Here is a 26,175-nt window from a genome sequence, read left to right on the forward strand (position 1 = left end):
TTGCCTCCGTTACTCGATCAGCAATTCTTGTTTTTTGGGTATGACGCTCGAGATTGCGGTGTCATGCACCGATCACTTCGACCGAGGTGTTCGGCGCGACGGTCACGGTGCCCTGATTGCGAATATGGCTTTCGACGACATCCCAGATCGGCGGACCTTCGGTGCCTGCGTTGACGCTTGCCCAACCCGCGACAACGTAAGTCTTGGCCGGATCAATCGCTTCACCTGTTTTGAGTAACGTCATATCGGTAATCCGCTGCCCCTGTGGCTTGGTGACGTCGATGCGATAGCCAAGCCCCCCGACGCGGACCATGTCACCACCCTGCTGGTAATAAGGATCGGGGTTGAACAGGTTGTCACCGACATCTTCTAGGATGATATGGATGAATTCACCCGTCATTTCAGTGCGATAGGCATTCGGATAAGTCATCGAGGTGACATTCCAGATATCCTCGCGGGTGATCTCCTGACCCGGCAGGATCGATGGCCCCCAGCGCACGCCCGGCGACATGGCAATATCGGCTTCGCGTTCGCTAAGCAGCGCGTCGCAGATCAGGTCGTCCCATGTGCCGTTGAAGTTACCCCGCCGATAGAGAAGCGAATCCGTCTTGCCAATCACCTCGCTCAGCGCTGCCTCATAGGGTGCGCGCTGTTCATCGATCAGCGCCGTGATCACAGGATCGGGTGCAATAACGTCTGAAAAGATCGGGATCAGCTTGTGCTTTAATCCCATCATCTGGCCATCCCGTACATCCAGGTCGACGCGGCTGACAAATTTTCCATTCGAACCTGATGCGATGATGTGTGTTTTTCCGACCAGAACCGGCTCGGGCAACGCGTCATGGGTATGGCCGCTAAGGATCACATCAATCCCCCGCACCCGGCCCGCCATCTTCTTGTCGACATCGAAACCATTGTGGCTGAGCACGACGACAACATCGGCCCCGGCATCGCGGACCTCATCCACCATGGCCTGCATGTTCTCATCCCGGATACCGAATGAATACTCAGGGAACATCCAGCTGGGGTTGGCAATCGGCATATAAGGGAAAGCCTGGCCGATTACGGCAACCTTCGCCCCGCCACGTTCGAAGAACTTATAGGGCTTAAACAACTCGGCCGGTTCGTCCCATTCGGCATCAAAAACGTTCTGGCCCAACGACGCAAAAGGTAAGCCTTCGACGATCTCGTTGACCCGTTCGCTGCCCAGCGTGAACTCCCAATGGAAGGTCATCGCATCGGGCTTGAGTGCGTTCATCACATTGACCATGTCCTGCCCCGCTGTCTGATAGCAGGTGTAGGATCCGTGCCAGGTATCGCCGCCATCCAACAGCAAGGCGTCGGGACGGTCTGCACGAATGGCGTTGATGACTGTTGAAACCCGATCCAGCCCCCCTACCCGACCGTAAGCTTGCGCCAGCGCAGAGAAATCGTTGTAGGTCAATGCATAGGCAGATGGGCTGCCATCTTCGATTCCGTAAGCCTTGCGGAACGCTGCGCCCGTGACATGTGGCATCTGTCCTTGGGCATTGCCGATACCTAGATTGACCTCTGGCTCACGGAAAAAGATCGGTTTGAGTTGCGCGTGTATGTCTGTGACATGGATCAGGCTGATATTGCCAAAGGTCTCGAATTCCAACAGTTGGTCTTGCGTCAGGCTTTGCTGAGCAGCAAGTCTGGCCCAGTTGCCAAACCCGGACGCCCCATACAGCGCCGAGGCTGCCATTGAGACCTGTAGAAAATCACGTCGCGAAATCATCTATCGGCTTTCCTATTTCACATATAAATGTGTGAATGTTACTTCCGTGAAGAACCCGCGCAGGACATGTCCGACGCGGGTAAGGCGTTACTGGCGCACCGCTGGAGTTTCGACCGAAAGCCCGTTGCCGCGCGATGCTACGTAAAGCTCCAGCGCTCGGAACTCGTCAGAGCCTTCCGCAAAAGTCTCGGCCCGCGTATCCCGAATACAGCCGCGGAAACGGTTGTGGCGCGAGATCAGCTTCGCTTGTTTCAGCCGGTAGGTCGGGAAACCATTGATCATGCCCTGGCTCAGGTGATCAGCCCGGATCATGTTGCCCCAGTTTTCTTCGTGGCAATTGGCACAGCTCAACTCAAGCTGGCCGTAGCGAGTATAGTACATCTCTTTGCCCTGCTCCCAGTACGGAGCAGCAGCACCATCAATGGCCACGTTCATGGGCATGCCACGCGACTGCAGACCTATCAAAGCGACCAGTCCCTGCATGTCAGCACCTGACCATTTCAAGGCATCCGCTTCCATGTGATCGGTGCGGCATTTGTTGATCAGGTCTTCCATCACGACCAGCCTACCGCTTTCGGCGTCGACCTTGGGCATTGATGCATGAAGCCCTTCAAAGCTTTCCACCCCATCGTGACAGGATGCGCAGCTTTTTTCGGCCGCTCCGTCAACGGTTTCAAAGAGATCTGCTGCCTGATCGACAAAAATCATCGCCGGGTTGTCAAAGTCATCGATCTGCAATGCCTGCGTTTCGTCCGTCCGGAAATGCCATCCCGAATAGATCGTATCAAGGTTTTCAGTATGCGCCGGTGCCTCGGTGACTGAGGTCATGTTCAACTCATCGTTGATCACCAGATTGTCGTCGTCCGGTCCAGCGTTCACAGTAACTGGAAAGACCCAGACCGCCGCCATCGTCGCTAGTGCCTTTGTATTCATTACGTTCCTCCCTTGGTGGACCAGCGCCAACGATCACAGTCGGCACTGATCTTCCTTAGCGGTCGAGCCGTCAGGCGATCTCGATCGATTTTTTGGTGTCGTAGACAGAGCCGTCGTCGTCATACCAGGTAAAGACGAACTCACCCGCTTCGGGCACGGTGGCGTCGAACTGGAAATACGGGTTGGTTGAAATCGCCGGTTCCATTGTCACATCGATCACCAACTCACCATTAAACTCGCAGGTAAAGCGGTTAATGATGGAACGTGGAATGACATTGCCTTCTTTGTCTTTACGCTGGCCGCTTTCCATCTTGTGGCTGATCAGAGTCTTGATCGTGATCGTTTCGCCAGCAGCAGCAGTCTTTGGAACCTTGACGCGGGGTTTTACACCGGATGCCATGGGGGTGTTCTCCTGTTCTTCAGGGCGCGCGGCGATCAGCCACCGCAGCCGCCAATTGTCACTTTTACGGTCGCCGAGGCCTTGGCAAAGTTGCCATCAGCCATCTTGGCCACTGCAATCACATCCTGAGTTCCGGCAAGCCGGATGCGTGTTGAGGCAGCCTGCTCGGCAGCAAGCGGACCGAAGTTGAACGTGGCGACACCCGGTTCGGGGTTGCCCGCGGCCACAATCAGGATCGAAACCGCACCCGGAGCGCTAACTTCAATCGGAACAGTGTTACCGTTCTCGGCGATTTCAGGCGCTGTCAGGGAGACACCTCCATCGGCCATTTCCGCACCACCCGTGAAGGCCGAAATCGCATCGGCGGCGGCCGCATTTGCACGGAACGGTACCAATGCCATAACCGCGGCGCCCAGGCCCAAGGCCAGAGTCTCGCGACGAGAAAGTTCCATTTTCAATCTCCTATGAATCCTCAAGATTTCGCGCTTTCAAGCGCGATTATTGCTCTTTCAGGGTTGTAAGAAACGCGACAACGTCCTCGATTTCCTGTGCTGTCAGAATTGACGTCAAAGCTGCCGAGGCAGCTTTGCCGGTATAGGCATCACCCGGCCGGATATAGCCGTCATCCTTGTAGAAGGCCGGCATAACCGTGCCCTCAAACGTCATCTTTGCGTTTGCTACCAGACCGCGAAGTTCCGCCTCAGACCAACGGTCGCCTGCACCATCCAGCATCGGGCCGACCTCGCCATGAAACGGAATGTCGGCAAGCGCAGTAAGCTCATGACAAGCGACACAATTGCCCTTGGACTTTTCTCCTACAATGAGCGCGCCGTTCGCTGCGTCGCCAGGGACTCCGGTCAACGATTGCTCAATCGCGCCATAGTCGTCGAACTGAACGTCTTTCGGGCCTGTCTCTGCAGCAAATGCAGCACCGCCCGTCATTGCACAGACCAATGTTATAAGCCTCAGCTTCATGATCCCTCCCATTTTTTTCCGCGCCTTTGGCGCTATGCGACCCAAAGCCTTTGTGTACCGTAGTCGACGCACAGGGCTGATCGCAACATAAAATTCATTTTTGTGAATTTTTTTATTTGTAATAACTCTAGTCAATCACTTGAAACATTGTTGCGCTCTTGAATGCGTCGCGCATGGTATCTTTGAAAATCCTCCCCGTTATCAAATTCGTATCGATTTTCGTTGACCCAGGTAAACAGGTCCAAGGTGGTTACCTTGGAAAAAGCGCCCGGCATGGCCGCGACGGCAGCTTCGGCGGCCGTCGAATCCCCAGGTACGTTTTCAGGCAGGAAGATAAGCGTCGGCGTGAACAGGATTCCCCACTTGCGCATTAACGCCCGCTGCTCGGCCTCTTCTCCATCAAAGTCGACAGCCGTCGCGCTTCCGTGCAAATCCAGTTGAACGACAAAGAAGTTGTCTTCGATATAGGCAGAAAGGTCTGGTTGTGGAAAAACCTCCTCGTGCATCTTCTTACAGTAGATGCAACCCTGCTGCTCGATGAGCAAGACCAGACGTTTCCCTTCAGCAGACGCTTCCTCAAGATCCTCGCGCAGGTCCTTGAATGTATCCCGCATCCAGGGCGTTTTGTGCAGGCCATCATCTCCAAGCTCTGCTGCGGACACTGCCCCGGCAAACAGAACGGCGAAAAAAGAAAAAAGAAACCGTCTCATAATATCCTCCAGAATTAGCCAATGACCGCCAGCCAAGGCATATGAACCAGCATCCACTGGGCAATGTGATTTATGGAGTTGGTGGCGATCAAAACGCCAAAGAGGATCAGCAAGGCCCCCATCGCCTTCTCGATCAGCCCCAAATGTTTTCTGAACCGCGCCATCCACTGCATGAAGGGGCGCACAAGAAATGCCGCCAGAACAAACGGCGCGGTCATGCCAATGCCGTAGACGAATAAAAGCCAGGCACCGCGCCAAGCTGTTTCCGTTCCTGCGGCGGTGAACAGGATGGCCGCCAGAACCGGTCCGACGCATGGCGTCCAACCAAAGGCAAAGGCCAGCCCTAGAACATATGCCCCGACCGGGTTTACATTCGACGTCTCGCCGATGTCCGCCCGAAACTGGCGATAGAGGAATCCAATGCGGATGATCCCCAGAAAGTGCAGGCCCATCGCCATGATGATGGCCGCTGCGATCCAGCGCAGAATGTCAAAATACTCACGAATTAACTGGCCAAGTATTGACGCTGTTGCCCCCAGTGCCATGAAAATCGTTATGATTCCCGCTGCAAAAGCCATGGCTGAAATCGTTGCTTTACGGCGCACATCTACGGGAATGTCAGAGCCTGCTGAAATCCGCTCCATCCCGACACCAGCCAGATAGCTGAGGTAGAACGGAACAATAGGCAATATGCACGGAGAGAGAAACGACAACAGACCTGCGACCCAAGCTCCTGCAAATGTAATGTCGAGCATAGTCAAATCCGTTCGGACAGGTTATCATTCATACATTCAAAATAATAAAGATATTGCACTGCGGTCAATCGGAGCTTGTGATGCGCCTTCTAATCTTCTTTTTGCCGGCAATAGCGCTGTTCACCTGGCCTGCGGCATCTCACGCCGAAATGACGCTGCTAATGGCGGAAGAGGACGGCTGCATGTGGTGTGCACGCTGGGATTCAGAAATCTCAGAGATCTATCCCAAAACGCCCGAAGGAAAGGTCGCTCCACTTCGACGTTTGGAGATTCAAGACTCTACTCCAGCTGATGTTACCCTGAAACGACCCCTATATTACACGCCCACTTTTGTGTTGCTTGACGATGGGCAAGAGGTTGGACGCATCGAAGGTTATCCGGGTGAAGACTTTTTCTGGGGATTACTCAGCGTTCTGCTTCGGGATGCCGGAGTAGTGATTGAGACCTCTGGCTAAAATGCGTTATATTACATATACTGTTTTGAATACTTGAAACCAAGAAAGCGAGGCGATCTTGTTGGACAAACCATCGAAACTGCCCGTGTTCACCAAGGACATGTGTGCCGAGGATCTGGACAGGATGATGGAAAACGCCCAGACGGCATCCAACTTCCTGAAGGCGATCAGTCACGAAGGGCGGCTGATGATCCTGTGTTATTTGTCTTCAGGTGAAAAATCCGTCACGCAAATGGAGGAAATGCTGTCGGCCCGCCAGGCAGCGGTATCACAGCAACTGTCCCGCCTGCGCTTTGAAGGGTTGGTCAAAACACGGCGCGAAGGGAAAGCTATCTACTACAGATTGGCAGATGACCGGTCCACGCAAATCCTTGAGGTCGTCTACGATCTATTCTGCCGAGAGAAATAACAATCAGTCGGTAGGTCCGCCAACTGTTGGAGGAGACTGGCCATGTTCGAGGTTTTAGGAGACGCCAATACAGTCGCCCTGATCGGGCTTGTCGGCGGAATTGTGTTGGGTTTGGCCGCTCGCATCGGTCGTTTTTGCACCTTGGGTGCAATCGAGGATTACCTTTACGCAAATGATGATCGACGGCTGCGTATGTGGGCGGTGGCCATCGGTGTCGCGATCATCGGCAGCCATCTGGGTATGGCGTTTGGCTGGCTAGACCCGGCAAGCTCGGCATACCTCGCCCAGACCTGGAACCCCATCGGCTCGATCGTCGGCGGCTTGATGTTCGGATATGGAATGGCCATCAGCGGAAACTGCGGCTACGGCGCGTTGGCGCGCCTTGGCGGCGGGGACTTGAGATCCTTTGTTATCGTGTTGATTTTGGGTCTTTCCGCCTATGTCGTCATGTCTGGTCCGTTGGCATATCTCAGGGTCTTGATCTTCCCGGTGGAAATGGATGTCAGAGATCCTCAAAGCATCAGCATGCTTGCGGAGCGGCTGACCGCATTTCCTGCATGGGTATTTGGCGTGATCATCGGAGCGGCTTTGCTTGTGTTCGCAATGGCTAGCGAACGTTTTCGCAAATCTCCTTCCCAGATTATGTGGGGCACGGCCGTTGGTCTCGCGATATTCTCGGGCTGGATTGGAACAAGCTGGGTCGCGATGCACGGTTTCGATGGTGAGACAGTTCAAACCCATACGTTTGCCGCACCTCTTGGCGATACAATGTTTTACCTGATGACTGCTTCGGGAACCACGCTTTCCTTCGCTGTTGGATCGGTTTCCGGCGTTCTCATCGGTGCCTTTCTGGGGTCATGGTCCAAAGGTCATTTCCGTTGGGAGGCGTGCGAGGACCCACGAGAACTCAAGCGCCAGATGCTTGGGGCCGCGATCATGGGACCCGGCGCAATCATTGCGGTCGGGTGCAGTGTTGGACAAGGTATTTCCGCGTTTTCGCTTTTGGCTTACAGCGCACCTGTAACCTTTGCTGCGATATTCACCGGAGCTGCACTTGGATTGAGGCAGCTAGTATCTGGATTGTCGATCATAGCAGAACGTTGAGCTCCAGTATCATTGCAAATTGAAACCCGCTTCACGCCAAGACGGGTGTGACACCAGCTGAAAATCTCTTGCGCAGGTTCTGTTGCGAAGTTTTTGCTGATTGAAGTTGCGCACATGAACCGCAAGGGTCAATTGTCGCCCGGAATCTGCCCGTTTCGTCAATTTTCCGAATTGGCAATCTGAACCTGAAGTGATCGCAGATCTTTTTCACTGACCTAAATCTTTGCAACAGATCCAAATTTTAGCGCAGTTAATACGATGAAGTCGGCGACGCACTTAGCAAGATATTTTAGCCATATCGCGATTCGATCTGGATTATGTTAAAGTAACTGCAACTTTCGTGGACGAAGTTATTATGCTGGTACACCTTGTTTATCTGGGTTTTTTGCGACTTAGGTCTAGCCTCATTGCTATTGTGATGTTCGGACCTGCTATTGCACTGGCGGACGTATCTGATGCCAGACGCATGGCGATTGTCATAGGAAATTCGCAGTATGAGTACGTTTCGAATATTCCGAACTCGGCAAATGACGCCCGGGATATAGCAGCCGCGCTTGGTCGGATAAGTTTTAATGTGACCGAGTTATACGATCTCGACTATCGTCAAATGAGGCTGGCCCTTCGGGATTTTTCCGACAAGGCTGCGACGGCCGACGTGGTTTTGGTCTATTTTGCGGGTCATGGCATCGAAATAGACAACACAAATTACCTGATCCCCACCAATGCGGAACTCAAAAGCGACAAGGATGTGGAATTCGAGGCTATACGGCTGGACTCGGTGCTAAATGCGGTATCTACGGCGAAAGGTCTCAAGCTTGTCCTTATTGACGCCTGTAGAAACAATCCGTTCCTTTCTGATATGGAGCGCACAACCGCGACGCGGTCGATCGGGCGCGGTTTGGGCAGTATTGACCCCGGAGGTGTTCTGGTAGGCTATTCTGCGCGTGGTGGAACTTTGGCTTTGGATGGAAAAGGCCGCAACAGCCCATATGCCGAAGCCCTGCTTGAACATATTGAGGTTCCCGGACTGGAACTTGGGAAATTGTTTCGCAAAGTGCGGGATACAGTCTTTGAACTTACCAATGGGTATCAGGAGCCCTTCACTTATGGCTCATTGCCAGGACGGGATATTTTCCTTGTCCCAGCTGCGGTCAAGACACCTGCCATTATTAAAAATACGCCTGCCCCCATTGCCGAGTCCTCGCCTGAAGATGAGCGTGAAAAATCTGCCCAACGCGTTCTGCGCGAAGCGTTGAAATTGGATGATCAGACAGTCAGGCTAGGCGCTTTGAAGATGATCGCGCAGCTCTATCCGAATACACGCGCCGGTCAATACGCGGGTGACGTAGCCGATGTACTCAGCCGTTCACAACCGAATAAGAACAACGCCAGCGTGCCCAGAGAGCCTGCTGCTGTGTCCCAAGGCTCGGTCAGCACAGCGAACCAGGAAATCGCCACGGAGCAACGACCAGATCCCGCCCTTGTGGCAGAAAAGGATCTTAACCTCAGCCAAAACGATTATCGCAATATTCAACGTGGTCTGAATTTCCTGGGGTATTCAGCCGGGCCTGTTGATGGGATATTCGGCACGCGCTCTCGTGCGGCACTAAAGCAATTTCAGAGCAAAAGCGGTTCGGCCAGAACGGGGTATCTGACGGCGCAAAGCCTTGCTGTGTTAAAGAACGTCGCAAAGCCGCCACCCTCGGCGCAGAGCGAGGAACAAACGAGGGGCCAAACGCTTGCTGCCTTGCCGAAGACAAGCCAAAATGGCGCGATAGCCAACAGCTACTATGGGGATTACTCGGTCGTGGTCAGAAGACGACCCAATCCAAACTACAAAGACCCGGAGGTTGCCAATGAGCGGCCCAAAATAGTGTTGCAGATGGTGTACCGGAAGTCGTCCGCCGGGTTTCAGATGATCAGTGCTCAGGATCTGACGAAAGGTGGTGCAAGTCGACCAAAACGATTTCGCGCATCGCTATCAGACAAGGGGAGGCTGCGTATTTCGGGAAATACAGGGTACCTGTTTGGTAAAGTAAGAGTTGTCCCCTTCTCAATCACTCAGAGAATTCCTGCAGACTTTTCCAGGGGGCAAACCCTACACTCCAACCAAGGCCAGTTCGACAAAGCCTATTTCGTGGATGTGACGATAACAAAACGTTGAAACTCACAACTCAAATTGTTCGCAGCTACTCGGGTACGCGCCTGCTAAGTTCAACCACTTGAATTTCTGTTTCGCCATCATCGTGAATGAAACTCGCAGCCACTGGCCATTGTCGGGCAGCGTCCACAGTTTTTGCCGTCGCCATGGTCATACAAATGGGACGAAGCCCATCGGCATCCGGTGCTAGGGTCTTGATCCAGCTTTCCAGGCGTGCAGCGACATTTATCGTATCACCGATGACGTTATAGTGCATGGATCCGCTGACGCCCAGTGTGCCACCGATTGCGTCTCCGCTGTTCAGTGCAATGCGTAGCTTGTATGCACGTTGATTTCGAAAAGTGTTGTTAAGTGATGCTACGGCGTCGCGCATGGCGTTGGCACAACGTAGTCCGGCCTGTGCGTCCGATTGCCTTTGCTCGTGTGTTTCGCTTGGAATTGGCGCGCCAAACACAACTAGTATGCCGTCTCCTGTATATTTCTCGACAAACCCACCATGCGCGCGAGCGATTTCACCCAGCCGATCAAGAATTCGCGCGATCCACGTCATAAACTCGTCTGCATCCATCGCATTCCCGGCGAGGGTCGACCCTTCAATATCCGCAAGCAGCGCCGTGACATACAGCTGCCGAGATCGGGGCTTTCCACCCGACATTAGATTTTTGCGCTGTTTCCAGATCTCAGCTGACAACTCTTCGGACAGATGAGATGAAAAAACCTGTGCGATGGCGCGTCTTTGGTTGCGCGAAAAGCCTGAGATGATCCCAAAGCCGAAAAGAAACCCGAAAGTCCAGCCCAGCAGAGAAGGCGCGACAGGCATTAACAACGCGAACTGTTGAAACACGGACAACGCAACCGTTAGCAGGACGCCACCTATCCCAGCCAGCAACACCGCATTGCCGGTGACCCTGATGAAAATGGACACACAGGCACCACAGAAGACCGAAGCGAGGATGATGAACGCAGGATTCCGACCGTCCAAGGCGCGCAGCGGAGAGGCTTGGCCGTTGAAGTAGTCAATCAACTGTTGAACGATGGCGGCGTGAATCTCGGCACCAAAGGTAAAATCTGACCCGGTTGATCGGTTGAGTGGTGTTGAAAAGTAATCTTTTACGGAATGACTGGTAACGCCGATTATCACGGCATTTCCCTCAAAGCGATCCAGCCCAGTTTGAGTCAGAATCTCTGCGGCGGGAACACTGCGCGCGATCGGCAATGCATTTTTGTAGTCAATGATGGTTTGATAACCAGACGTATCCACGTTGCGAAACAGGTTCGCACCCGGGGCCAAAGGTTTTACAATTGTATCGCCAAACATCAAAAAGCGCGGATTGTCGGGATCACTTTTCAATGCGGGTTGCCCGGTATGGGTCGCGGCCATATGCATAGGCAGTGACAGGGAAATACCATCCTGGGTATTGACCAGCAGCAAGGCGCGTCGGGCAACGCCATCAGGGTCAATTGGAATATCAGCGAACCCCGTATGCGTGTCCGGCGGCGCGGCAATGCCAGCAGTCTCGCCGTCCTTTAGTTTCGAGATCACGAAAACTCTGGGATCGCTCAGCACCTCAAGCAAGGCGTCCCGACCTTCACCTGCCGGAACGTCCCTGTAAATGTCTACACCCACCGTAGTTGCACCAGAGGCGAGCAAGGTGCTTACAATCTGCGCCAATTGCCGATCGGGGACAGGCCAACCCCATTCGCCCAAATCTCGGTCGGTGATGGCAGCCAGATAAACGTCTGCTATAGGTTCATCTGCCGCAAAGGCCGATGTTGTCCAATCGTATTGGAGGAGCTCGAGTGGTTCGAGCATGCCTTTTTTCCGGAGTTCGATCAGAGGTATGCCGACAATCAGTGTAATGACACAGACCAAAACCCAGCGTTGCCAAACCGGCATTAGCGATGACGTTTTCTGCCATGCATGCCTTTGACGCTTCAATGTCACTGACTTACGCCAGCTGAATTCAGCAATTGTTCGAGTTCGGCTGGATTCGTAGTTTGAACTCGGCCGCTTAGGCCTATATCCACAAGTTCAGAAAGCGCATCGAACCACAGACCAGCTGCGGCCGGGGTGTCGGATCTAAATCCTTTCGGCAAACGCTCAATCAACCCTGATGATCGTTCGACCACCGCGTTGGTGTTTGGATCGAGCAGCTCGAGTTGCCAAAGGTAAACCCGGTTGGTGTCCAGCAGAATATTCGACCTACTGAGGTCCAGACCGTAATCGCCGGGTGGGAAAGGACCACTGATGTGTAACTCTGTTGCAGTCATCCCGGACGGGCCAAGTTTAACGATTGCATCTCCACGATGGCCGCGGGTCAGACGCCAGATCAAAGGCGGAAAAGCCTGAGTTGTTAACCCACCGTCTGCCGGGACCAGTAGCAATAGGTCAGAAGCCGCATCCGAAGTTACATTACGGGTGCCTGCGCCCATTCGATCCTTTGGCGTACCTATTTCGGGAGGAACAAACACAATTTCTGGGGATTTGTCGGTGTCTGCTTCATCGCCGGCAGCCAGTGCAAAACCGCTGGGAAACAAGCCTGCCGCCAGTAGGAAGACAAAAACAGCTTGTGATACCCAATTCCACGACACAGGACGCCTCGCGAAGAAAATTGCTAATAAATCCGCCTTTTGAAGGTTTAGCGTAGGCTTGAAACTACGTTGAGTCCAGTTCCTGCTCTATCTCGCTGCAACTGATCCTAAGCTCGGTAGCCAGGCTTTTTCATGCTAAAATGAGAACCTGTTCGGTTCAGAGTTGAGTCAGTGCTCATGATTCCTGAAAGCAAATGGCGAAGCGGCGCCTGGTGTTTGCTGGTGGTTTGTTTGCTCTTGATCGTGCCGCTTGCGGCAGAGGCCAAGGGCGAGCGCGTCGCGCTTGTAATAGGTAACTCTGCCTATCAATACGTCCCGGACCTGCGCAATCCGGCCAATGATGCCGAGGACATATCCAAGGCGTTACAGCGCATTGGGTTTTTGGTTACACAGCGTCAAAACCTGAATTACACCGACATGCGCATTACATTGCGCGACTTTGCCGAAGCCGCAGCCAATGCGGAAGTGGCGCTTGTGTATTTCGCGGGTCATGGAATCGAAATCGAGAACACAAACTATCTGATACCCGTGAATGCAGCGCTGAAAAGTGACCGGGATGTAGAATTCGAAGCCATTCGTCTGGACACTATCGTGAATGCCATTGCTGGCTCATCCGGTCTAAAAATCGTGATTGTCGACGCATGCCGAAACAACCCGTTTTTAGCCCAGATGAAAAAGGCATCGAACACTCGTTCGATCGGGCGCGGTCTGGCCGCGGTTGAACCAGGAGGCGTCGTGGTCGGATACGCGGCCCGAGGTGGGACTCTGGCGCAGGATGGCGACGGTCGGAACAGCCCTTACGCGCAGGCGTTTCTGGAACATGTTGAACAACCGGGTCTGGAGTTGGGTAAACTGTTCCGCAAGGTGCGCGACCGGGTGTTCGCGCTGACCGACGGGTATCAGGAGCCTTTTGTCTATGGCTCACTTCCGGGCGAGGACATTTTTTTGGTTCCCAAGGTAGAACAGGCTGCATTGCCCGCGTTGGGCCTTCAAGAGCTTGACGTACCAGTCTTGCAGCCACAGGAAACTCGGGAAGACGCGCTAGCAGCGGCTATGAAAGTGAACACAGTCAGGGGGTGGGATTTGGTTGCCAGATCCTATCGCACAGCAACGTTATCCGAGCCCGAAATGCTGAAGCGGATGGCCCAGATCACACCTGCCTGGATCAGAAAGAGCGGGCGGTTCGATGAGATAGAAGCCGCGCTTTTGCCGGGCCCCGCTCAGAAAAAGGAAGTACAACAAAGTCTTAACAACGCAGGCTTTGACGTCGGCGCGCCCGACGGAGTTTTCGGGCCGCGGACCCGATCAGGCATCAAGGCGCTTCAGGCCAAATTGGGGTTGGAACAAACCGGATATGCCGATCTTGCCGTCCTTTCCGGCCTGGGGATCAGGCCGCAGGCGGAGGATGGCGCGAACTTTATCAGCAATCCCTTTGCTGTCCGACAGAATATTTCCGAGTTGGAAGTGTTAGGTGAGTCCGAAGAAGTCACGCAAATTCTTGGCTGTTTGGGCCTACGTAAAAGTGTCTATGGCACGTTTCGTGGCAACCTTTACATTGCGCTGGTCTATTCAGGCAGTGTGCAGAGTGCGCGCAGCGAGGCGCAAAAATGTGGCTTGGATTTGGCCGCAATCACATCGGCTGCAGAGAATGCGTTCATCGTCCGGATGATTTCAAGTGACCCGGATTTCTTTGAAATGGGATACGACAGCAAAACGAAAATCAGCTACAAGGCCGGACCTTATTTCGGGTTCAGAAAGGACCCCAAAGAAGACGGCGCCATCATCGGATGGCGATGGTTCAGCGGAGAACCCGTGAGCTATACCAACTGGTTGCCATCCAAGCCAAACAGAACCCACGGCAAAGGCAACAAATCATTCGCCCAGTTTCAGTACGAAGCGCGAGGACGGCGCGACCTTGACGATGTGATCCCGACAAAATGGTTCGATGGCTCTGGATGGAATGCACGTTCCGTGGTCTTGGAAGGTTCTCTGAAATAACGCGCTCTGCCCAAAGGGTTTCAGCGAATCTATTTGTTTTTATGAGGTTACGCTGGAAATCGGATCGGCATATTCGCTTCAATGAGGTTTTGTGGTAATGTTCAGGCGTCTCAACTTGTTCCGGTCGGAGGCAGTTTGTTTTACAGTTCATTTCAATATCCGATCAGGATTCTCTTAGCGCTAATAGGCTTTGCGATTTGGTTCGCGGTCTCGCATGTTGCGCACGCGAACACCAAACGGGTCGCATTGGTGATAGGGAATGCCGAGTATCAATTTGTCGCCAATCTTCCAAATGCCGGCAATGATGCCTCGGATCTGGCCGAAGCCTTGCAACGCATCGGCTTCACGGTTTGGCACAATCAGGATCTAGATTACCGCGGTCTCCGCATTGCGTTGCGCGACTTTGGTCGAGCGGCGAAAGATGCGGATATGGCCATCATCTACTTTGCGGGTCACGGGATTGAGATCGACAACACTAACTATCTCATTCCTGTCAACTCAGAGCTGCGCAGCGATCAGGATATCGAATTTGAAGCGATACGGCTTGATTCCGTCATCAGTTCCTTGTCGGGTGCCGATGGGTTAAAGGTCGTTTTGATTGATGCGTGCCGGAACAACCCATTCCTGAGCACGATGGAAAGAAATGGCAGCACACGCTCAGTTGGTCGCGGCTTGGGTCGTATTGACCCCAGCGGAGTTTTGGTAAGCTACGCAGCCAAGAGCGGAACGTTGGCTCTTGATGGAGAGGGGCGTAACAGTCCGTATGCCACAGCGCTGCTAAAGCACATCGAAGAGCCCGGGTTGGAACTAGGTAAGATGTTCCGCAAGGTCCGCGACACCGTGTTTAAATTGACAGATGGGTTTCAGGAACCTTTCACTTACGGTTCTTTACCAAGCCAAGATATCTACCTGGTTCCGGTGGCAGCGCCCGTGCCGTCGGAAGCCAAGCGTGTCGGGCCTGACAGCGGTGAAATTTACGCTGATTTTGAGTTGGCTCGTTCACTCGGAACGCTGGATGCAATTGAATCCTTTCTGAACCGTTATCAGGAACAGAATGATCACTTTGCGGTAACGCTCGCCCTTTCGCTTCGGGATGATCTGCGTGAGAAGGCAAGGCAACAAGCTGCTCCTGACAACAACCTCAGAACGAACGGCACGGAAGTCGCCGTTGTGGCTCCGCCGGACAAGCCGACTGAGGAAGCACAAACACGCAGCCTGGTCCGTGATATTCAGAGCGAATTGAACCGCGTCGGATGCAGTGCGGGCGCGGCGGACGGCGTTGCAGGTCCTCGCACAAGAGCGGCATATACCAGATACCGGAACGCCCGAAAAAAACTAGGTCTTCCGGCGGAAGGTCTGAACCAACAACAGACACTCATTGCGCTTAAGAAAGAACAGGGTCGCGTCTGCAAGGAAGTTGCGGTTGCTGTAGGTTTTGACGGCGATTACGTCATCTCCATTCGGCGTAGATGGGATGATGACTATTGGCAGACTGCAACGCGCGGGGACGAATCCTACTACCCCGGAAAAATCGAACCACTCGCGTCATTGCGGATCAACCGGAAAGGCAGCAAAGTGACTCTTGTGTCCGCCCAAGCGTTTACCGGAGGTGGTCCGTGGTTCAAGGATTTCCAAGGGTCATTGGATGACAACGGTCAACTGAAACTCCGCTTCACCCTAAGCTCACATTTTGGTCCACCGGTGACGCCCTACAAAGTTCGAATTGATGTAAAGTTGCCTCAAGGACTGCAACCCGACCGACGCCTCGTGTACGAGCCCCGACGTATCGATGGTCAGTTTTTTCTGAACTTCCTGGTCAGGCGTGCGAACTAGCTTCCAACGGAATTCCCAAGATGACTGGGGTCGACAAGAGCAGCATGAATACCAAGCTGCGTGCCGTTTGCGCCAAAGTTGCAGAGACCGATTTCTTCTACTTCGAAGTCGGCCATCGGCTTGAGAGCCGTTGAAAATAGAATTTCCACTAAATCACCTGAAGTAGCTGCATGTTGTTGTACACCCAGCTAATGAATCCAGACGTGATCGCGATTCAAGAAATCTATGACACCAACTACGACTCTGACATTCGAACCAATGAAGTTCTGGATCGCGCTTTAGCAATCGTTTCTGGGCTCCCGATTATCAGTTCAGAATTCTCCGGAGAGCAAGCTTTCGGCGCAGGCCACGGGGGAAGAATAGCCGTCCGCCGCAAGACGCTTTCCTCAGATTAGCCCCGACGCGTTTGCCACGACCAATATGACAATCGGCGGAGCCGCGAGAATTGCGATTACGAAGGCCACCTTCACCAGAAAGAACCCGAATTGAAATGGCGTTGCGATAATGCCTCGTTCTCCCATGCCAGACCAAGTGCGAATTGCCGATGGAACGTGCATCGCCACCCCTTTGATAAAATAGAGAACATAGAGCGCGAAAATCGCAGTATAGAATGCTATCCAGAGACTCACATTAATTATCTCGGCCCAGGGACCCTTGCCCCAATTCGCACTCGTCAAAAGACCGATTGCGACACCCGCAATACACAGTAATATCAGTCTAAGAAGCGGCTTACGGACTCGGGACAGCAAACGTTCGAGCCGCGCTTTCCAAGCATGAAATTTTGCCGTCGACGCGAGCCCGGCCACCCATTCCCGATGCGCTCTATCTCTCTCCAGCCGTGCTCGCTCGCGTTCACGCTGACGGAGCTCTCTACGTGTCAGTTTCCGAGGTTTGACTTGCCGAACACTCGAAGGTGTAGGGCCATAAGTGTTTGTGTTTTTTGGCTCCGGCTTCTTGATCGGTGGAAGCTTCGGTGGCTTCCACTGATGGTCGAGCCCAACCTGGTTCATCATCGAACCGGTTTGAATGCCTTGAGCGCCAAGTTGAAACTGAAACCAGTCCTTGTCGTCCATTGAGGCCCCCAAGCGTTGCAACACTGTAACAAAAATAGCACAAACCCATGGAATCGTCGAGCGCCGCACTGGCAATACAGCGAGAGCATCAGAGACCACCCTCTGATCGACCGACAGCGACGTGGATGCATTTAGGCATCTCGGCCCTGGCTCTCTTACTCATCCCCCAGTAACACTGTTTGTCAGGTCTGAATAATGCGGCCCGTCCGTCGAACCGGAATCCGACCGAGATCCTCTGATGTTGGGCACCGGACACGTACATCAATGAACTCCCGCCCATGCATGTGGCATGGGAATGGAGCCTGGCGAACAGGCCAATCGGGACCGGCAATACTTACTAGATCAAAAGCCAGAAAGTTCATCTTTCGACGACAGAAGTTACACCGGTTCTGTCGCAAACTTTTTTGGTTGGCAGAGCATCAATGGAATTAGAGGGCAGTTTACCCTGCCAGTTGGGCGAACTGCTGAAACGGACGGAGTCCGGGTGTGAATTGACCTTTGCGGATCATGTTGACCATTTCTATGCCTGCCAGGACAGATGCGGCTGAAGCGAAAGATTTGAATCCCAGCATGGATCTGATCCTTCGTTTGATGAAACGGCGATCCTGTTCAACAATGTTATTGAGGTATTTCCGCCTGACCATCTCGATCGGGATCGGACAACCAAAGCCTTTCAACATCTTGTTGATCACCTTGATGCCAGCTGTGTTGGCACCACTTTTGTCGATGACGATCTTGCGTGGCAGTCCGTTCACCTCGAGAGCGCGGGCGAAGAACCTCGTCGCAGCGGCTTTGTTCCGGCGCTCGGACAACATGAAATCCAGGGTCTTGCCGTGTTTGTCGATCGCTCGGTAAAGATAAACCCATTCACCTTTTACTTTCACATAGGTCTCATCCAAGCGCCGCGAACGGTCGGCGGGACGCTTTCTAAACCGCGTTGTGTCCGCAATGAGACCAGCATATCGACTGACCCAGCAGTTCAGTGTTGCATGATCCAGATCAACGCCGCGTTCCGCCATGATTTCTTCCAGATCCCGGTATGAAACACCGTAGCGTAGGTAGAAGAAAACCGCGTGCAAGATCACGTCTTTCGGAAAATGAGCGCCCTTAAATGAGATTGTCACAGCCTACTCCTGCCATGTTATAGGGCGCGCTTCCAGAAATGCACTCGAACTGACAGGTAGGGGTGAGTTTTGCGACAGAACCCTTCTCCCAGCGACCAAAATGAATGGGAATGGAACGAATTACGGGTCGGCAATGGGCTCAATGCGCCAGCTCGGGCGCATCGCAGAGTATGTCGGCAGGGAGCCCAGAGAAACGAATGCTGCGCTCTGCACGAAGATCGGTAATGCGCACACAATTGCCAATTAAGAACTGTTGTCCAGCTCGTTCTAAACCACTGCCGCGGCTGAATACTCGCAAGGACAGTCAAAGAGCCAATTGCGCCTAAGGCTTCACTTCACACCAACGTAAAAACACATCTTTACAAATTTTTAAACTGCCTGAAAGGTCGGTTAAAACTCCCAGTACTCTACGGACCGCTTAGTTGATTGGTAACGAGGCGAGGGTCTTATGCTGAGTTCTGTTTTACCCATTTTGGCTGGTGTTCTTTTTGAACTCGGGCATCTGTGCTTCGCATTCCTTCTGAGCCCCGAAAGTGTCTTGGCCCTTTCAGCCAACAATGCCCAATATTTGGCCCTAGCCTGCATTGCCGCACTTAGTTTTTTGCATAGAGACCGCAATCATTCTCAGGACCTCGGTGCATCAGTTCTGAAAGTGACTTCAAATCCCAAGTGTCACGCCCATCGGAGCACAAGCACCCTCCCAAGTTTGGATGACAGATTGGTGGATCAGCTATTCCTTCATGCCCAGGCAATTCGAAGCGGCAGGCATCCAGTTCGACGTTCTACCACTAGGATCACAGCGAGAATTGGATAGCGAATGTCGAAACCCAAAGGTGATGCCACCTCTGTGCTGGCCAGATTTAACGAAAGATTTGGTCTGGTTCAAAGATACGTCATCACCATTCCACCAGCAAACAACAGAGTTCGTCCAGTCAATCAAATATCTGGTGCGATTCAGACAAACAAATCCAAGGCCAAAAAGGAGCCAAACATGTCATTGGACATTTCTAAACTAAGTGAAATCAAAGGTCTTTTGGGGGCGTGTCTCGTCGACAGTGACACAGGCCTGGTCCTAGACACAGAGGGTGGTTCAAAGTTTGATCTTGAAACTGCAGGCGCAGCGAATGTTGAAGTCGTTCGCGCCAAGCTTCAGGCAATCGAAGCACTGAAACTTAACGATACTATCGAAGACATTCTGATCACACTTGGCAAACAGTTTCATCTGGTCCGCCCGCTGGACAAAAACCCAAACATCTTTGTGTATGTCGCGTTAGACAAGAAGACCGCCAATCTGGGTCTCGCGCGGCTTCAGGTGAAAGCTGTCGAAGAAACGTTGAGCCTCTAGTCTGCAACGATTTGCCAAATGGACTTAGCCATCTGGTTATGGCTGGGTTCACTTAACCGACTATTGGCAATTGCGACAAGCGGAACCACTGACTAATTCGGAGGTCTTGAAATGAAAATACTCGTCGCAGAAGACGACAAAAAGACTGCCGACTTTGTCAATTCTGGACTAAGGTCAAACGGTTTTAGTGTTGAGTGGTACGAAGATGGTCGGGATGCCCTATCATATTGTTTGTACAATGAATGTGACGCCATCATCCTAGACCGTATGTTGCCAGGAATGGATGGTCTTTCCGTTCTAAAGGCCCTAAGGGCTGCGCGGAAACAAACCCCAGTTCTGTTTCTCACGTCTTTAGGAGACGTTCAGGACAGAGTTGAGGGCTTGACCGAAGGTGCAGATGACTACTTGGTCAAGCCTTTTCATTTTTCAGAACTGCTGGCCCGTTTGAACAGCATTGTCAGGCGACAACCATCCGGCGTCTCGACGACTAAGCTTCAAGTCCACGATCTATCAATGGATCTGCTCAGCCGGATGGTGAAGCGGCAGGATGTTACAATTGACTTGCTGCCCCGTGAATTTGCGCTGTTGGAAGTTTTGATGCGAAACGCAGGGCGAGTGGTGACACGCACCATGCTTCTGGAGCAAGTCTGGGATTACAACTTCGATCCAAATTCGACTGTGATCGAGACGTATATCAGCCGTCTGAGGTCGAAGATCGACAAACCCTTTGAGACGCCTCTTCTGCACACGTCTCGAAACGTTGGATACAGCCTTCATGGGCCGCGCTAGCATTCTCTCAGGCGCTCCCTTCCAGACAGCTTGTTTCGCAGCATTGATCGTATGGATCATTACTGCTGTCTTCGGATACGCTGCATATCTGGCGCTGGAAGACCGGCTCCGTTCTGACCTTGAGCAACAAATCCTCGACGAAGAGCTCCTGCTTCATGAGATATTGCTGGACGGTGGTGCAGACGCAGTTCAGCGAGCGATTGAACACTTGAACAGTCCCAATCGAACCAAGCTTCACATTATCGCATTGTTCGACCAGCACGGTACAGCCCTTGCTGGATCAATTGCGAAATCGCCCGACGAGATTGGTTGGCACGAGGTCGATCCGGATTTTGTTCAAATCGGTGGAGCATTCCCTGTCTATATGCTTCATACGTCGGATTATCTTGGATTTCGCACAGTCGTCGCCCGCAGCCTGACTTCACTTAATCAGGCTTTGACGACGCTTTGGGAAGGGTTGTTGCTACTAACACTTGCGACAACTGCCGCTGTCTTGGGGCTTGGTTACTACTTCAGTTCTCAGAGCTTTCGGAAACTCGAGTGGATCGAGAGGACTCTCGATCAGTCTTTTCAAGAAAACGCGGCTATTCGTCTTCCGGTCACAGGTACAGGTGATCAATTCGATCGGATTTTCCAAATAGTTAACCAGCGTCTCGACTGGATCTCGAATTTACTCAACAGCACTCAAACCACTGCAGTCGCAATTGCACGCGACTTGAGAGTACCATTAACGAACGGGTTCATGTCGTTGCAGAAGGTTCACAGCGAAGTTGAGTATGGGGGCGATCCGAAACCAAGCCTCAACGACTTAGAGTGCAACCTTAAGCGCATCAGAACTGTCTTCGACACAATACTCAAAGTGTCTCAGATCGAGACGGGCGGGCATCAAAACAACTTTAAAACAGTCAATTTGAGTGCACTCGTTGAGAAAGTTGCAGCGGCTTTCTATCCGGTTGCGGTCGACGAGGGCAAACACATCTCGGCTGAATACAACGCCGACACGATTTTGATACGAGGCGACGAAAGCATGCTGAAACAGCTGCTCGTCAATCTTGTGCACAACTCACTTCGATATTGCCCCTCGGGAACTTGGATCAGTATTTCCCTTACGGCCAAGTCTGAAGCTATTGAACTGGTCGTTGCGGACAACGGGCCTGGGGTTCCGGAACCTCAAATCAGCAAGATATTTGAAGCTTTTTTCCGAGCTGACAGCGCAAGAAACGAAGCTGGCAATGGACTTGGCTTATCGCTTGTGAAGGCCGTCGCGATACGGCACGGCGCAATAGTCACCGCTGAGAGCAACGAACCAGGCTTGCGGGTTTGCGTGAGCTTCGGGAAGCCCCTCATCGCCGCCTGAATACAAGTGAAAGACATATACCGCTCTAAATTTCAACCAACTCTCGGACAACTCAAACCTGAAGGCTCAACATTTTGAACGGAAGAACAACGATGAAGAAAGCAATATTCCTGTCGGCAGTCCTGCCTGCGGCTGCGGCGTTTGCAGACGAAACAGAATTCCGATGCACGTCGGATACAAATGGCGAAGTCATTCAAATCTTTCAGGAAGCTGATCTCTCAGAAGCGCGCCTGATAGTTAAGAACACAGAGGGCATGGCCTCCGTTGCGCACGGTTTGGATGGCGTGACATTCATCCACATCAAGCCCGACGAAGTCTGGACCTTGGCGCTTCATTTTCCAACTATGACCTATGAGTTATCCACGCATGGGGCCTCATCAATCGAAGACCACGGGCATTGCACAAAGGGTGAGTGATCGACATGGAGCCCTTATTAATCAGGGGCCCAGATACGAGAACCTTTCAAAAATGTAAGGTTGATGAAAACCCATTGGAAAGAACGCGCTGCAGAAGATGTCATCGGGGTTGAAACTAAAACCAATCACTCGGCTGAGGAAGCACTCGTAGCCCTCCTATAGGGTGTCACCGGTACCGTGAAAACATGGGCCACTCACTCGTAAGCAAGCGTCCCTCAGCCAAAGCAGCGCTCCTTTCCACCCCCCTCGGAAAGGGGCGCTGCAAATTCGCCCTAACTTACAGTCTATTCGTTGCTGTATTGGGCGGAAACGCTCAGCTAACAAGATACGCGTAAAACTCAGTGCATCGACCTTTTTGCACTTCGCCGAGCCTAAATTACCAGTGGTGCGACAATCTCAGGCAATTTCCCCATACTTTTATTCCAATATTAGGTACAACCGTCGGATCACGCGCTTGGCTGGCCAGAATAGGTTTGTTTTTTCGAATCTGGATGTGGTCTTCACTATCACCGGATGAAAAGACTAATGAAACGCTCAAACATAGTATCTGGGGCAGCGTTTACCACAGCGTTATATGCAGCAGTGGTGATACTGCTTTCCGTTACAGCATTGGCATTTTTGACATTCGAAAGAATTCGTGGCGACCTGCAGCGGGAAATGGACTCGTTGTTGATCGACGAAATGCGTTTCATTCAGGAAATTCTGGACGACAACGACAACGATTCCGATGTCGTACAAGCGATCGATGATGCGACCCTCTGGTTGCCGTTCGACACCAGTTTGATCGGCCTGTTCGATAGCCAAGGGACGCGTCTGGCTGGAAACATCGATAATTACCCCTCCTTTCGAGGTTGGGGAGAAATTGAAGATGACGGCATAAATCTGGGCGGTGAAAAACGTATCCATCGGGTAAATGTGCAAACCTACCGTGGCTTTGTAATCGTGGTTGGTCGCGATCTTGCATTTGTGAAAAGCACACTTCGTTCGTTGGCATGGTCCTTGGTCGCAATCGGATTTGGAGCAACGTTGTGCACTTTGTTAGTTGGGTACGTCTCCAGCATAAGGACATATCGCAAACTCGATCAAATTGCGAAGACGCTGAACAAAGTCTCTAAAGGTGAAGTAAAAGCGAGGCTTTCAGTCGGCAAAAACAACGATCAGATAGACCGGGTTGCACGGCTGATGAACGGCCATCTCGACAACCTGACAGCATTGATGTCAACGACTCGATCGGCCGCTGCCGCCATTGCGCATGATCTGAAAAACCCGCTCACTCATGCTTATATCGCGCTCCAGGAAGCGAAGGATTCCCTACAATCAGATGGTCAATCTTTAGAGCCGATTGACAAAATTCAATCTGAACTTGATCGTCTCAAATGGACCTTCGAAACAGTTTTACGGATCAACCGTATCGAAGAAGGTAACAGTCCCAAAGCTTTCAGCTATCTGAATTTGAACAGACTGGGTCGAGAAGCAGTTGAGAACATGATACCACTTGCGGAAGTTAAGGGCCAAAGTCTCAGTTTTGTAGAGAACCCGTCAGGACGTACACTAATCGAAGGCGATGAAGGTATGCTGAAACAGCTTTGTGCAAACCTTTTGCAGAACTCAATCGATCACTGCCCGCAACATTCCAATGTTCGCCTGACCGTTGAACAAGATGAAAACACCATTACGCTCTCGGTTGTTGACGATGGCCCCGGCGTTCCCGAAAACACACTGGGTAAGCTTTTTGTTCCGTTTTATAAGCTTGAAAGCGAGCGAAGCAGTGTTGGCAATGGTTTGGGTTTAGCACTGGTGAAGGCAATTGCAGACCATCATTCAGCGCTCTTGACGGCTACAAACAATTCACCTGGGTTGGCAGTTTCTATTCAATTTGAAGTTGCGTAGCGGCTTATCAAATATTGTTTGGCGTGCTGCGTTCTCTTGCACAGAATGGGCAAGAAAACTCTGTGAGAGTCTTTTTTTCAAGTCCTGAGATCGCTCAGGAACCGGAGCAAGGGTATTCGACCCTCCACAAATCGTAGGCCTCTTCACTGGTGCTACCTCTCCGACGGATCCACAAACGAAGTATTCAGCTCAAACGATATGCGCCGCCCCCAGACCAGCCTTCGACATAGAACCTGTCGAGGCGCAGATGGTCCGCCGGTTCCGCGATATCGCTCGGCCAGTCTTGCAGTGTTCTATCTGGATCTGGGTCGGAATGGCCGTGACCAGGTCGATCCACCGAGATGAAGCGAACACCTATTCGGTGTAGCATTGCCTCGTCACCTGGCCATTCCAGCCGAGATCCGCCGGACCCATTTGAGTGAACGACAGCTACTCCATTGGTAGGTCTATATTGCGCAAAGGTAAGCGTTCTGCCATCGGAAAGGCGCAAGTCTGATACTCCCGATAACACGAGGGGTAAAAGTACCGAATTGCCGATTGAGAACAAAACACTTCTATTGGATCGAAGCCGCAATCCATGGCCTCAGTAGTTCCCAAATAACTGCGAAATCCAGCAATGCTATCAAAAGTTCTCGGATCGGCGCATGTCTGGATTTGGATTGCCTACGGACACAGTGGCGGCAAACACGAACGGCGGGTTTGTCTGCTCAACGGCTATTTACCAACAGGTTTTGAACGTCCAGAATGTTCAGTTCACTACCTGCTACACGTGCGAAGCCCTAAAAGTTGGTGAACGGCCGGATAGGGCTCTAAAGACCTGTTTGAGATCGCTGCACATTGTGCAAGTGCCCGGTTTAGGTCAAATTCAGGGGCGCACTTGAATTATCCCTAATTAGGGATATATCACGCGATATGAAGCACGAAAATCACACCCGAGAAAATCAAGCGCTAGTGCTGGCCCTGCTGCGCAGTCAGCAATTGTTCATGCGCGCCATGGTATCAGCGTTTCGTTCGGCAGGCCTGACCGCACCGCAATGGGACGCTCTGGAGACACTTAGCAACAAGGGTCCGCTTTCAATTAACGATCTGATGCAGCTGACACTGTCTACATCCGGCAATCTGGATGTGGTTGTCAAAAACCTGATTCAAGCCGGATGGGTGGAAAAGAGTGTCGATGAAACCGACAGACGGGCGCGTGTTCTGTTACTGACCGCAGCCGGGCGCCAAAAAGTGGCCGAATTTCGGCCACTCCACAATCAAGCTCTGGAACAGATTTTTGGTGGTCTCAGCGTGCAGGACAAACGCCAGACGATCAAGACACTCAACCAACTCCGAAAAAAACTGCCTCAACCTTAGAAAGTCGTAACATGCCCAACAAAACATTCCTGACCGTGCATGGCGTGATTTACATGTTTTTCGCGCTCGCGCTGTTCTTTGCCCCGGCCATCCTCTGGCCGAACTACGGCCTGCAATTAAACGACCAATACGCTGTGTTCCTGTCACAGCATAACTCGATATTTCTGTGCGGTATTGGGATCATCAGCTTCCTGTTTCGGGACGTTGAACACGGCAGTGAAGCCGCTCTCGCCATTCTTACGGGATTGATGTGGACCAATCTACTTGGCGTCCTCATCACGCTTTATGCCTGCCTGACAGGGGTTTTCACCGGGTTTGGTTGGTCTGACCCCCTCTTCTTCGCCTTGCTTGCGGTCTTGTGCTTCTTCCAGCTCGGAAAAAACCGCTGAACCTTCTCAAACTCACAAAGGAAACTGAACATGAGTACGCTGAAGATCTGGGACCTGCATATGACCTATGATGGTCCGATCACCGAAGAATTTATCGCAGGAACTGAGCAGCTTGCCAAGAGTATCGCGGAGGAGCCCGGAATAATCTGGAAAATCTGGACTGTCGAAGATGGCACCAATCACTATGGGTCCACATACCTGTTTCGGAACCGCGAATACCTGGAAAGCTATAAAAGTATGCACCTGAAGCGGCTGGAAGCGATAGGGATCACAGTGACCGCCGACCATGTTTTCGACATTATGGAGGAGGTCAGTCGCATCAACAAAGCCCCGCTTGAAGGCTGACGAGCAA

General features: G+C 52.3%; 27 protein-coding genes. 15 read left to right on the forward strand and 12 right to left on the reverse strand.

The genetic code is table 11. The annotated features are described in order from the left end of the window. Positions 1 to 61 precede the first annotated feature (61 nt). The 7 genes from soxB to GOX88_RS22340 form a co-directional block, all read right to left on the reverse strand. Entirely contained in the window at positions 62 to 1,759 is a 1,698-nt protein-coding gene (soxB, locus tag GOX88_RS22310; protein WP_170407339.1) for a thiosulfohydrolase SoxB, read from the reverse strand. A gap of 87 nt (positions 1,760 to 1,846) precedes the next feature. Beyond that, positions 1,847 to 2,692: a sulfur oxidation c-type cytochrome SoxA gene (soxA, locus tag GOX88_RS22315; RefSeq protein ID WP_170407341.1), complete on the reverse strand. Its 846-nt coding sequence runs from the start codon at positions 2,690 to 2,692 to the stop codon at positions 1,847 to 1,849. A 70-nt stretch (positions 2,693 to 2,762) separates the two neighbouring features. Further along, complete coding sequence (gene soxZ / locus GOX88_RS22320; protein ID WP_170407344.1) at positions 2,763 to 3,092, reverse strand: thiosulfate oxidation carrier complex protein SoxZ; 330 nt, start codon at positions 3,090 to 3,092, stop codon at positions 2,763 to 2,765. Between the two features lie 35 nt (positions 3,093 to 3,127). Then, complete coding sequence (soxY, locus tag GOX88_RS22325) at positions 3,128 to 3,544, reverse strand: thiosulfate oxidation carrier protein SoxY (RefSeq protein ID WP_170407347.1); 417 nt, start codon at positions 3,542 to 3,544, stop codon at positions 3,128 to 3,130. Between the two features lie 46 nt (positions 3,545 to 3,590). After that, positions 3,591 to 4,067: a sulfur oxidation c-type cytochrome SoxX gene (soxX, locus tag GOX88_RS22330; protein ID WP_170407350.1), complete on the reverse strand. Its 477-nt coding sequence runs from the start codon at positions 4,065 to 4,067 to the stop codon at positions 3,591 to 3,593. Between the two features lie 131 nt (positions 4,068 to 4,198). Beyond that, complete coding sequence (locus GOX88_RS22335; protein ID WP_170407353.1) at positions 4,199 to 4,777, reverse strand: thioredoxin family protein; 579 nt, start codon at positions 4,775 to 4,777, stop codon at positions 4,199 to 4,201. Between the two features lie 14 nt (positions 4,778 to 4,791). Beyond that, on the reverse strand, positions 4,792 to 5,532 hold the full coding sequence (locus GOX88_RS22340) for a cytochrome c biogenesis CcdA family protein (protein WP_170407356.1): 741 nt from the start codon (positions 5,530 to 5,532) through the stop codon (positions 4,792 to 4,794). Positions 5,533 to 5,612: 80 nt separating this feature from the next. Between GOX88_RS22340 and GOX88_RS22345 the strand changes: the two genes are divergently transcribed. From GOX88_RS22345 to GOX88_RS22360, 4 genes are all read left to right on the forward strand, one after another. Continuing rightward, the gene (locus GOX88_RS22345) at positions 5,613 to 5,987 is read left to right on the forward strand and encodes a hypothetical protein (RefSeq protein WP_254436345.1); all 375 of its coding nucleotides are present in this window, start codon (positions 5,613 to 5,615) and stop codon (positions 5,985 to 5,987) included. Between the two features lie 100 nt (positions 5,988 to 6,087). Continuing rightward, entirely contained in the window at positions 6,088 to 6,396 is a 309-nt protein-coding gene (locus GOX88_RS22350) for an ArsR/SmtB family transcription factor (RefSeq protein WP_170407445.1), read from the forward strand. Positions 6,397 to 6,438: 42 nt separating this feature from the next. Next, the gene (locus GOX88_RS22355; protein WP_170407359.1) at positions 6,439 to 7,500 is read left to right on the forward strand and encodes a YeeE/YedE family protein; all 1,062 of its coding nucleotides are present in this window, start codon (positions 6,439 to 6,441) and stop codon (positions 7,498 to 7,500) included. A gap of 355 nt (positions 7,501 to 7,855) precedes the next feature. Beyond that, positions 7,856 to 9,664, forward strand: coding sequence for a caspase family protein (locus tag GOX88_RS22360; RefSeq protein WP_217354289.1), 1,809 nt, complete (start codon positions 7,856 to 7,858; stop codon positions 9,662 to 9,664). 25 nt (positions 9,665 to 9,689) lie between these two features. Here the strand turns inward: GOX88_RS22360 and GOX88_RS22365 are convergent, their stop codons facing one another. Next, on the reverse strand, positions 9,690 to 11,558 hold the full coding sequence (locus GOX88_RS22365; RefSeq protein WP_302478213.1) for a CHASE2 domain-containing protein: 1,869 nt from the start codon (positions 11,556 to 11,558) through the stop codon (positions 9,690 to 9,692). Between the two features lie 44 nt (positions 11,559 to 11,602). Further along, positions 11,603 to 12,253 carry a DUF928 domain-containing protein gene (locus GOX88_RS22370; RefSeq protein ID WP_170407368.1) on the reverse strand — a complete coding sequence of 217 codons (651 nt, stop codon included), beginning with the start codon at positions 12,251 to 12,253 and terminating at the stop codon, positions 11,603 to 11,605. Positions 12,254 to 12,475: 222 nt separating this feature from the next. On the opposite strand from GOX88_RS22370, the gene GOX88_RS23580 reads away from it, so the two are divergent. The 3 genes from GOX88_RS23580 (at position 12,476) to GOX88_RS22385 (ending at position 16,479) form a co-directional block, all read left to right on the forward strand. After that, positions 12,476 to 14,251, forward strand: a complete 1,776-nt coding sequence (locus GOX88_RS23580; RefSeq protein ID WP_367648097.1) for a caspase family protein — start codon at positions 12,476 to 12,478, stop codon at positions 14,249 to 14,251. Between the two features lie 135 nt (positions 14,252 to 14,386). Beyond that, positions 14,387 to 16,084, forward strand: a complete 1,698-nt coding sequence (locus tag GOX88_RS22380; RefSeq protein WP_170407374.1) for a caspase family protein — start codon at positions 14,387 to 14,389, stop codon at positions 16,082 to 16,084. 170 nt (positions 16,085 to 16,254) lie between these two features. Further along, on the forward strand, positions 16,255 to 16,479 hold the full coding sequence (locus GOX88_RS22385; RefSeq protein WP_170407377.1) for a hypothetical protein: 225 nt from the start codon (positions 16,255 to 16,257) through the stop codon (positions 16,477 to 16,479). Here GOX88_RS22385 and GOX88_RS22390 read toward each other — a convergent pair. Both GOX88_RS22390 and GOX88_RS22395 read right to left on the reverse strand, forming a co-directional pair. Next, positions 16,471 to 17,157 (reverse strand): hypothetical protein, encoded by a 687-nt coding sequence (locus tag GOX88_RS22390; RefSeq protein WP_170407379.1) that lies wholly within the window; start codon positions 17,155 to 17,157, stop codon positions 16,471 to 16,473. The genes GOX88_RS22385 and GOX88_RS22390 overlap by 9 nt on opposite strands. A gap of 440 nt (positions 17,158 to 17,597) precedes the next feature. Next, complete coding sequence (locus GOX88_RS22395; RefSeq protein ID WP_170407382.1) at positions 17,598 to 18,281, reverse strand: IS6 family transposase; 684 nt, start codon at positions 18,279 to 18,281, stop codon at positions 17,598 to 17,600. 817 nt (positions 18,282 to 19,098) lie between these two features. On the opposite strand from GOX88_RS22395, the gene GOX88_RS22400 reads away from it, so the two are divergent. The 5 genes from GOX88_RS22400 to GOX88_RS22420 all read left to right on the forward strand — a co-directional run bounded on the left by GOX88_RS22400 (position 19,099) and on the right by GOX88_RS22420 (position 24,078). Continuing rightward, positions 19,099 to 19,626, forward strand: a complete 528-nt coding sequence (locus GOX88_RS22400; protein ID WP_217354290.1) for a roadblock/LC7 domain-containing protein — start codon at positions 19,099 to 19,101, stop codon at positions 19,624 to 19,626. Positions 19,627 to 19,737: 111 nt separating this feature from the next. Further along, positions 19,738 to 20,415: a response regulator gene (locus tag GOX88_RS22405; protein WP_170407385.1), complete on the forward strand. Its 678-nt coding sequence runs from the start codon at positions 19,738 to 19,740 to the stop codon at positions 20,413 to 20,415. Next, positions 20,402 to 21,772 carry a sensor histidine kinase gene (locus GOX88_RS22410; protein WP_170407388.1) on the forward strand — a complete coding sequence of 457 codons (1,371 nt, stop codon included), beginning with the start codon at positions 20,402 to 20,404 and terminating at the stop codon, positions 21,770 to 21,772. Before GOX88_RS22405 ends, GOX88_RS22410 begins: the two co-directional genes overlap by 14 nt. Before the next feature lie 92 nt (positions 21,773 to 21,864). After that, the gene (locus GOX88_RS22415; RefSeq protein ID WP_170407391.1) at positions 21,865 to 22,188 is read left to right on the forward strand and encodes a hypothetical protein; all 324 of its coding nucleotides are present in this window, start codon (positions 21,865 to 21,867) and stop codon (positions 22,186 to 22,188) included. 525 nt (positions 22,189 to 22,713) lie between these two features. Further along, on the forward strand, positions 22,714 to 24,078 hold the full coding sequence (locus GOX88_RS22420) for a sensor histidine kinase (RefSeq protein ID WP_170407394.1): 1,365 nt from the start codon (positions 22,714 to 22,716) through the stop codon (positions 24,076 to 24,078). Positions 24,079 to 24,262: 184 nt separating this feature from the next. On the opposite strand, the gene GOX88_RS23825 is transcribed toward GOX88_RS22420, so the two are convergent. Next, complete coding sequence (locus tag GOX88_RS23825; RefSeq protein ID WP_367648099.1) at positions 24,263 to 24,589, reverse strand: alpha/beta fold hydrolase; 327 nt, start codon at positions 24,587 to 24,589, stop codon at positions 24,263 to 24,265. Positions 24,590 to 24,990: 401 nt separating this feature from the next. On the opposite strand from GOX88_RS23825, the gene GOX88_RS22430 reads away from it, so the two are divergent. The 3 genes from GOX88_RS22430 to GOX88_RS22440 are packed head-to-tail and all read left to right on the forward strand — an operon-like array spanning position 24,991 to position 26,168. Next, entirely contained in the window at positions 24,991 to 25,434 is a 444-nt protein-coding gene (locus GOX88_RS22430; protein ID WP_170407400.1) for a MarR family winged helix-turn-helix transcriptional regulator, read from the forward strand. Between the two features lie 11 nt (positions 25,435 to 25,445). Continuing rightward, the gene (locus GOX88_RS22435; protein ID WP_170407403.1) at positions 25,446 to 25,823 is read left to right on the forward strand and encodes a hypothetical protein; all 378 of its coding nucleotides are present in this window, start codon (positions 25,446 to 25,448) and stop codon (positions 25,821 to 25,823) included. Between the two features lie 30 nt (positions 25,824 to 25,853). Next, positions 25,854 to 26,168: a monooxygenase gene (locus GOX88_RS22440; RefSeq protein WP_170407406.1), complete on the forward strand. Its 315-nt coding sequence runs from the start codon at positions 25,854 to 25,856 to the stop codon at positions 26,166 to 26,168. The last annotated feature ends 7 nt before the right edge of the window (positions 26,169 to 26,175 follow it).

It is taken from the genome of Ruegeria arenilitoris (assembly GCF_013030985.1).
Taxonomy (GTDB): Bacteria; Pseudomonadota; Alphaproteobacteria; order Rhodobacterales; family Rhodobacteraceae; genus Ruegeria; species Ruegeria arenilitoris_B.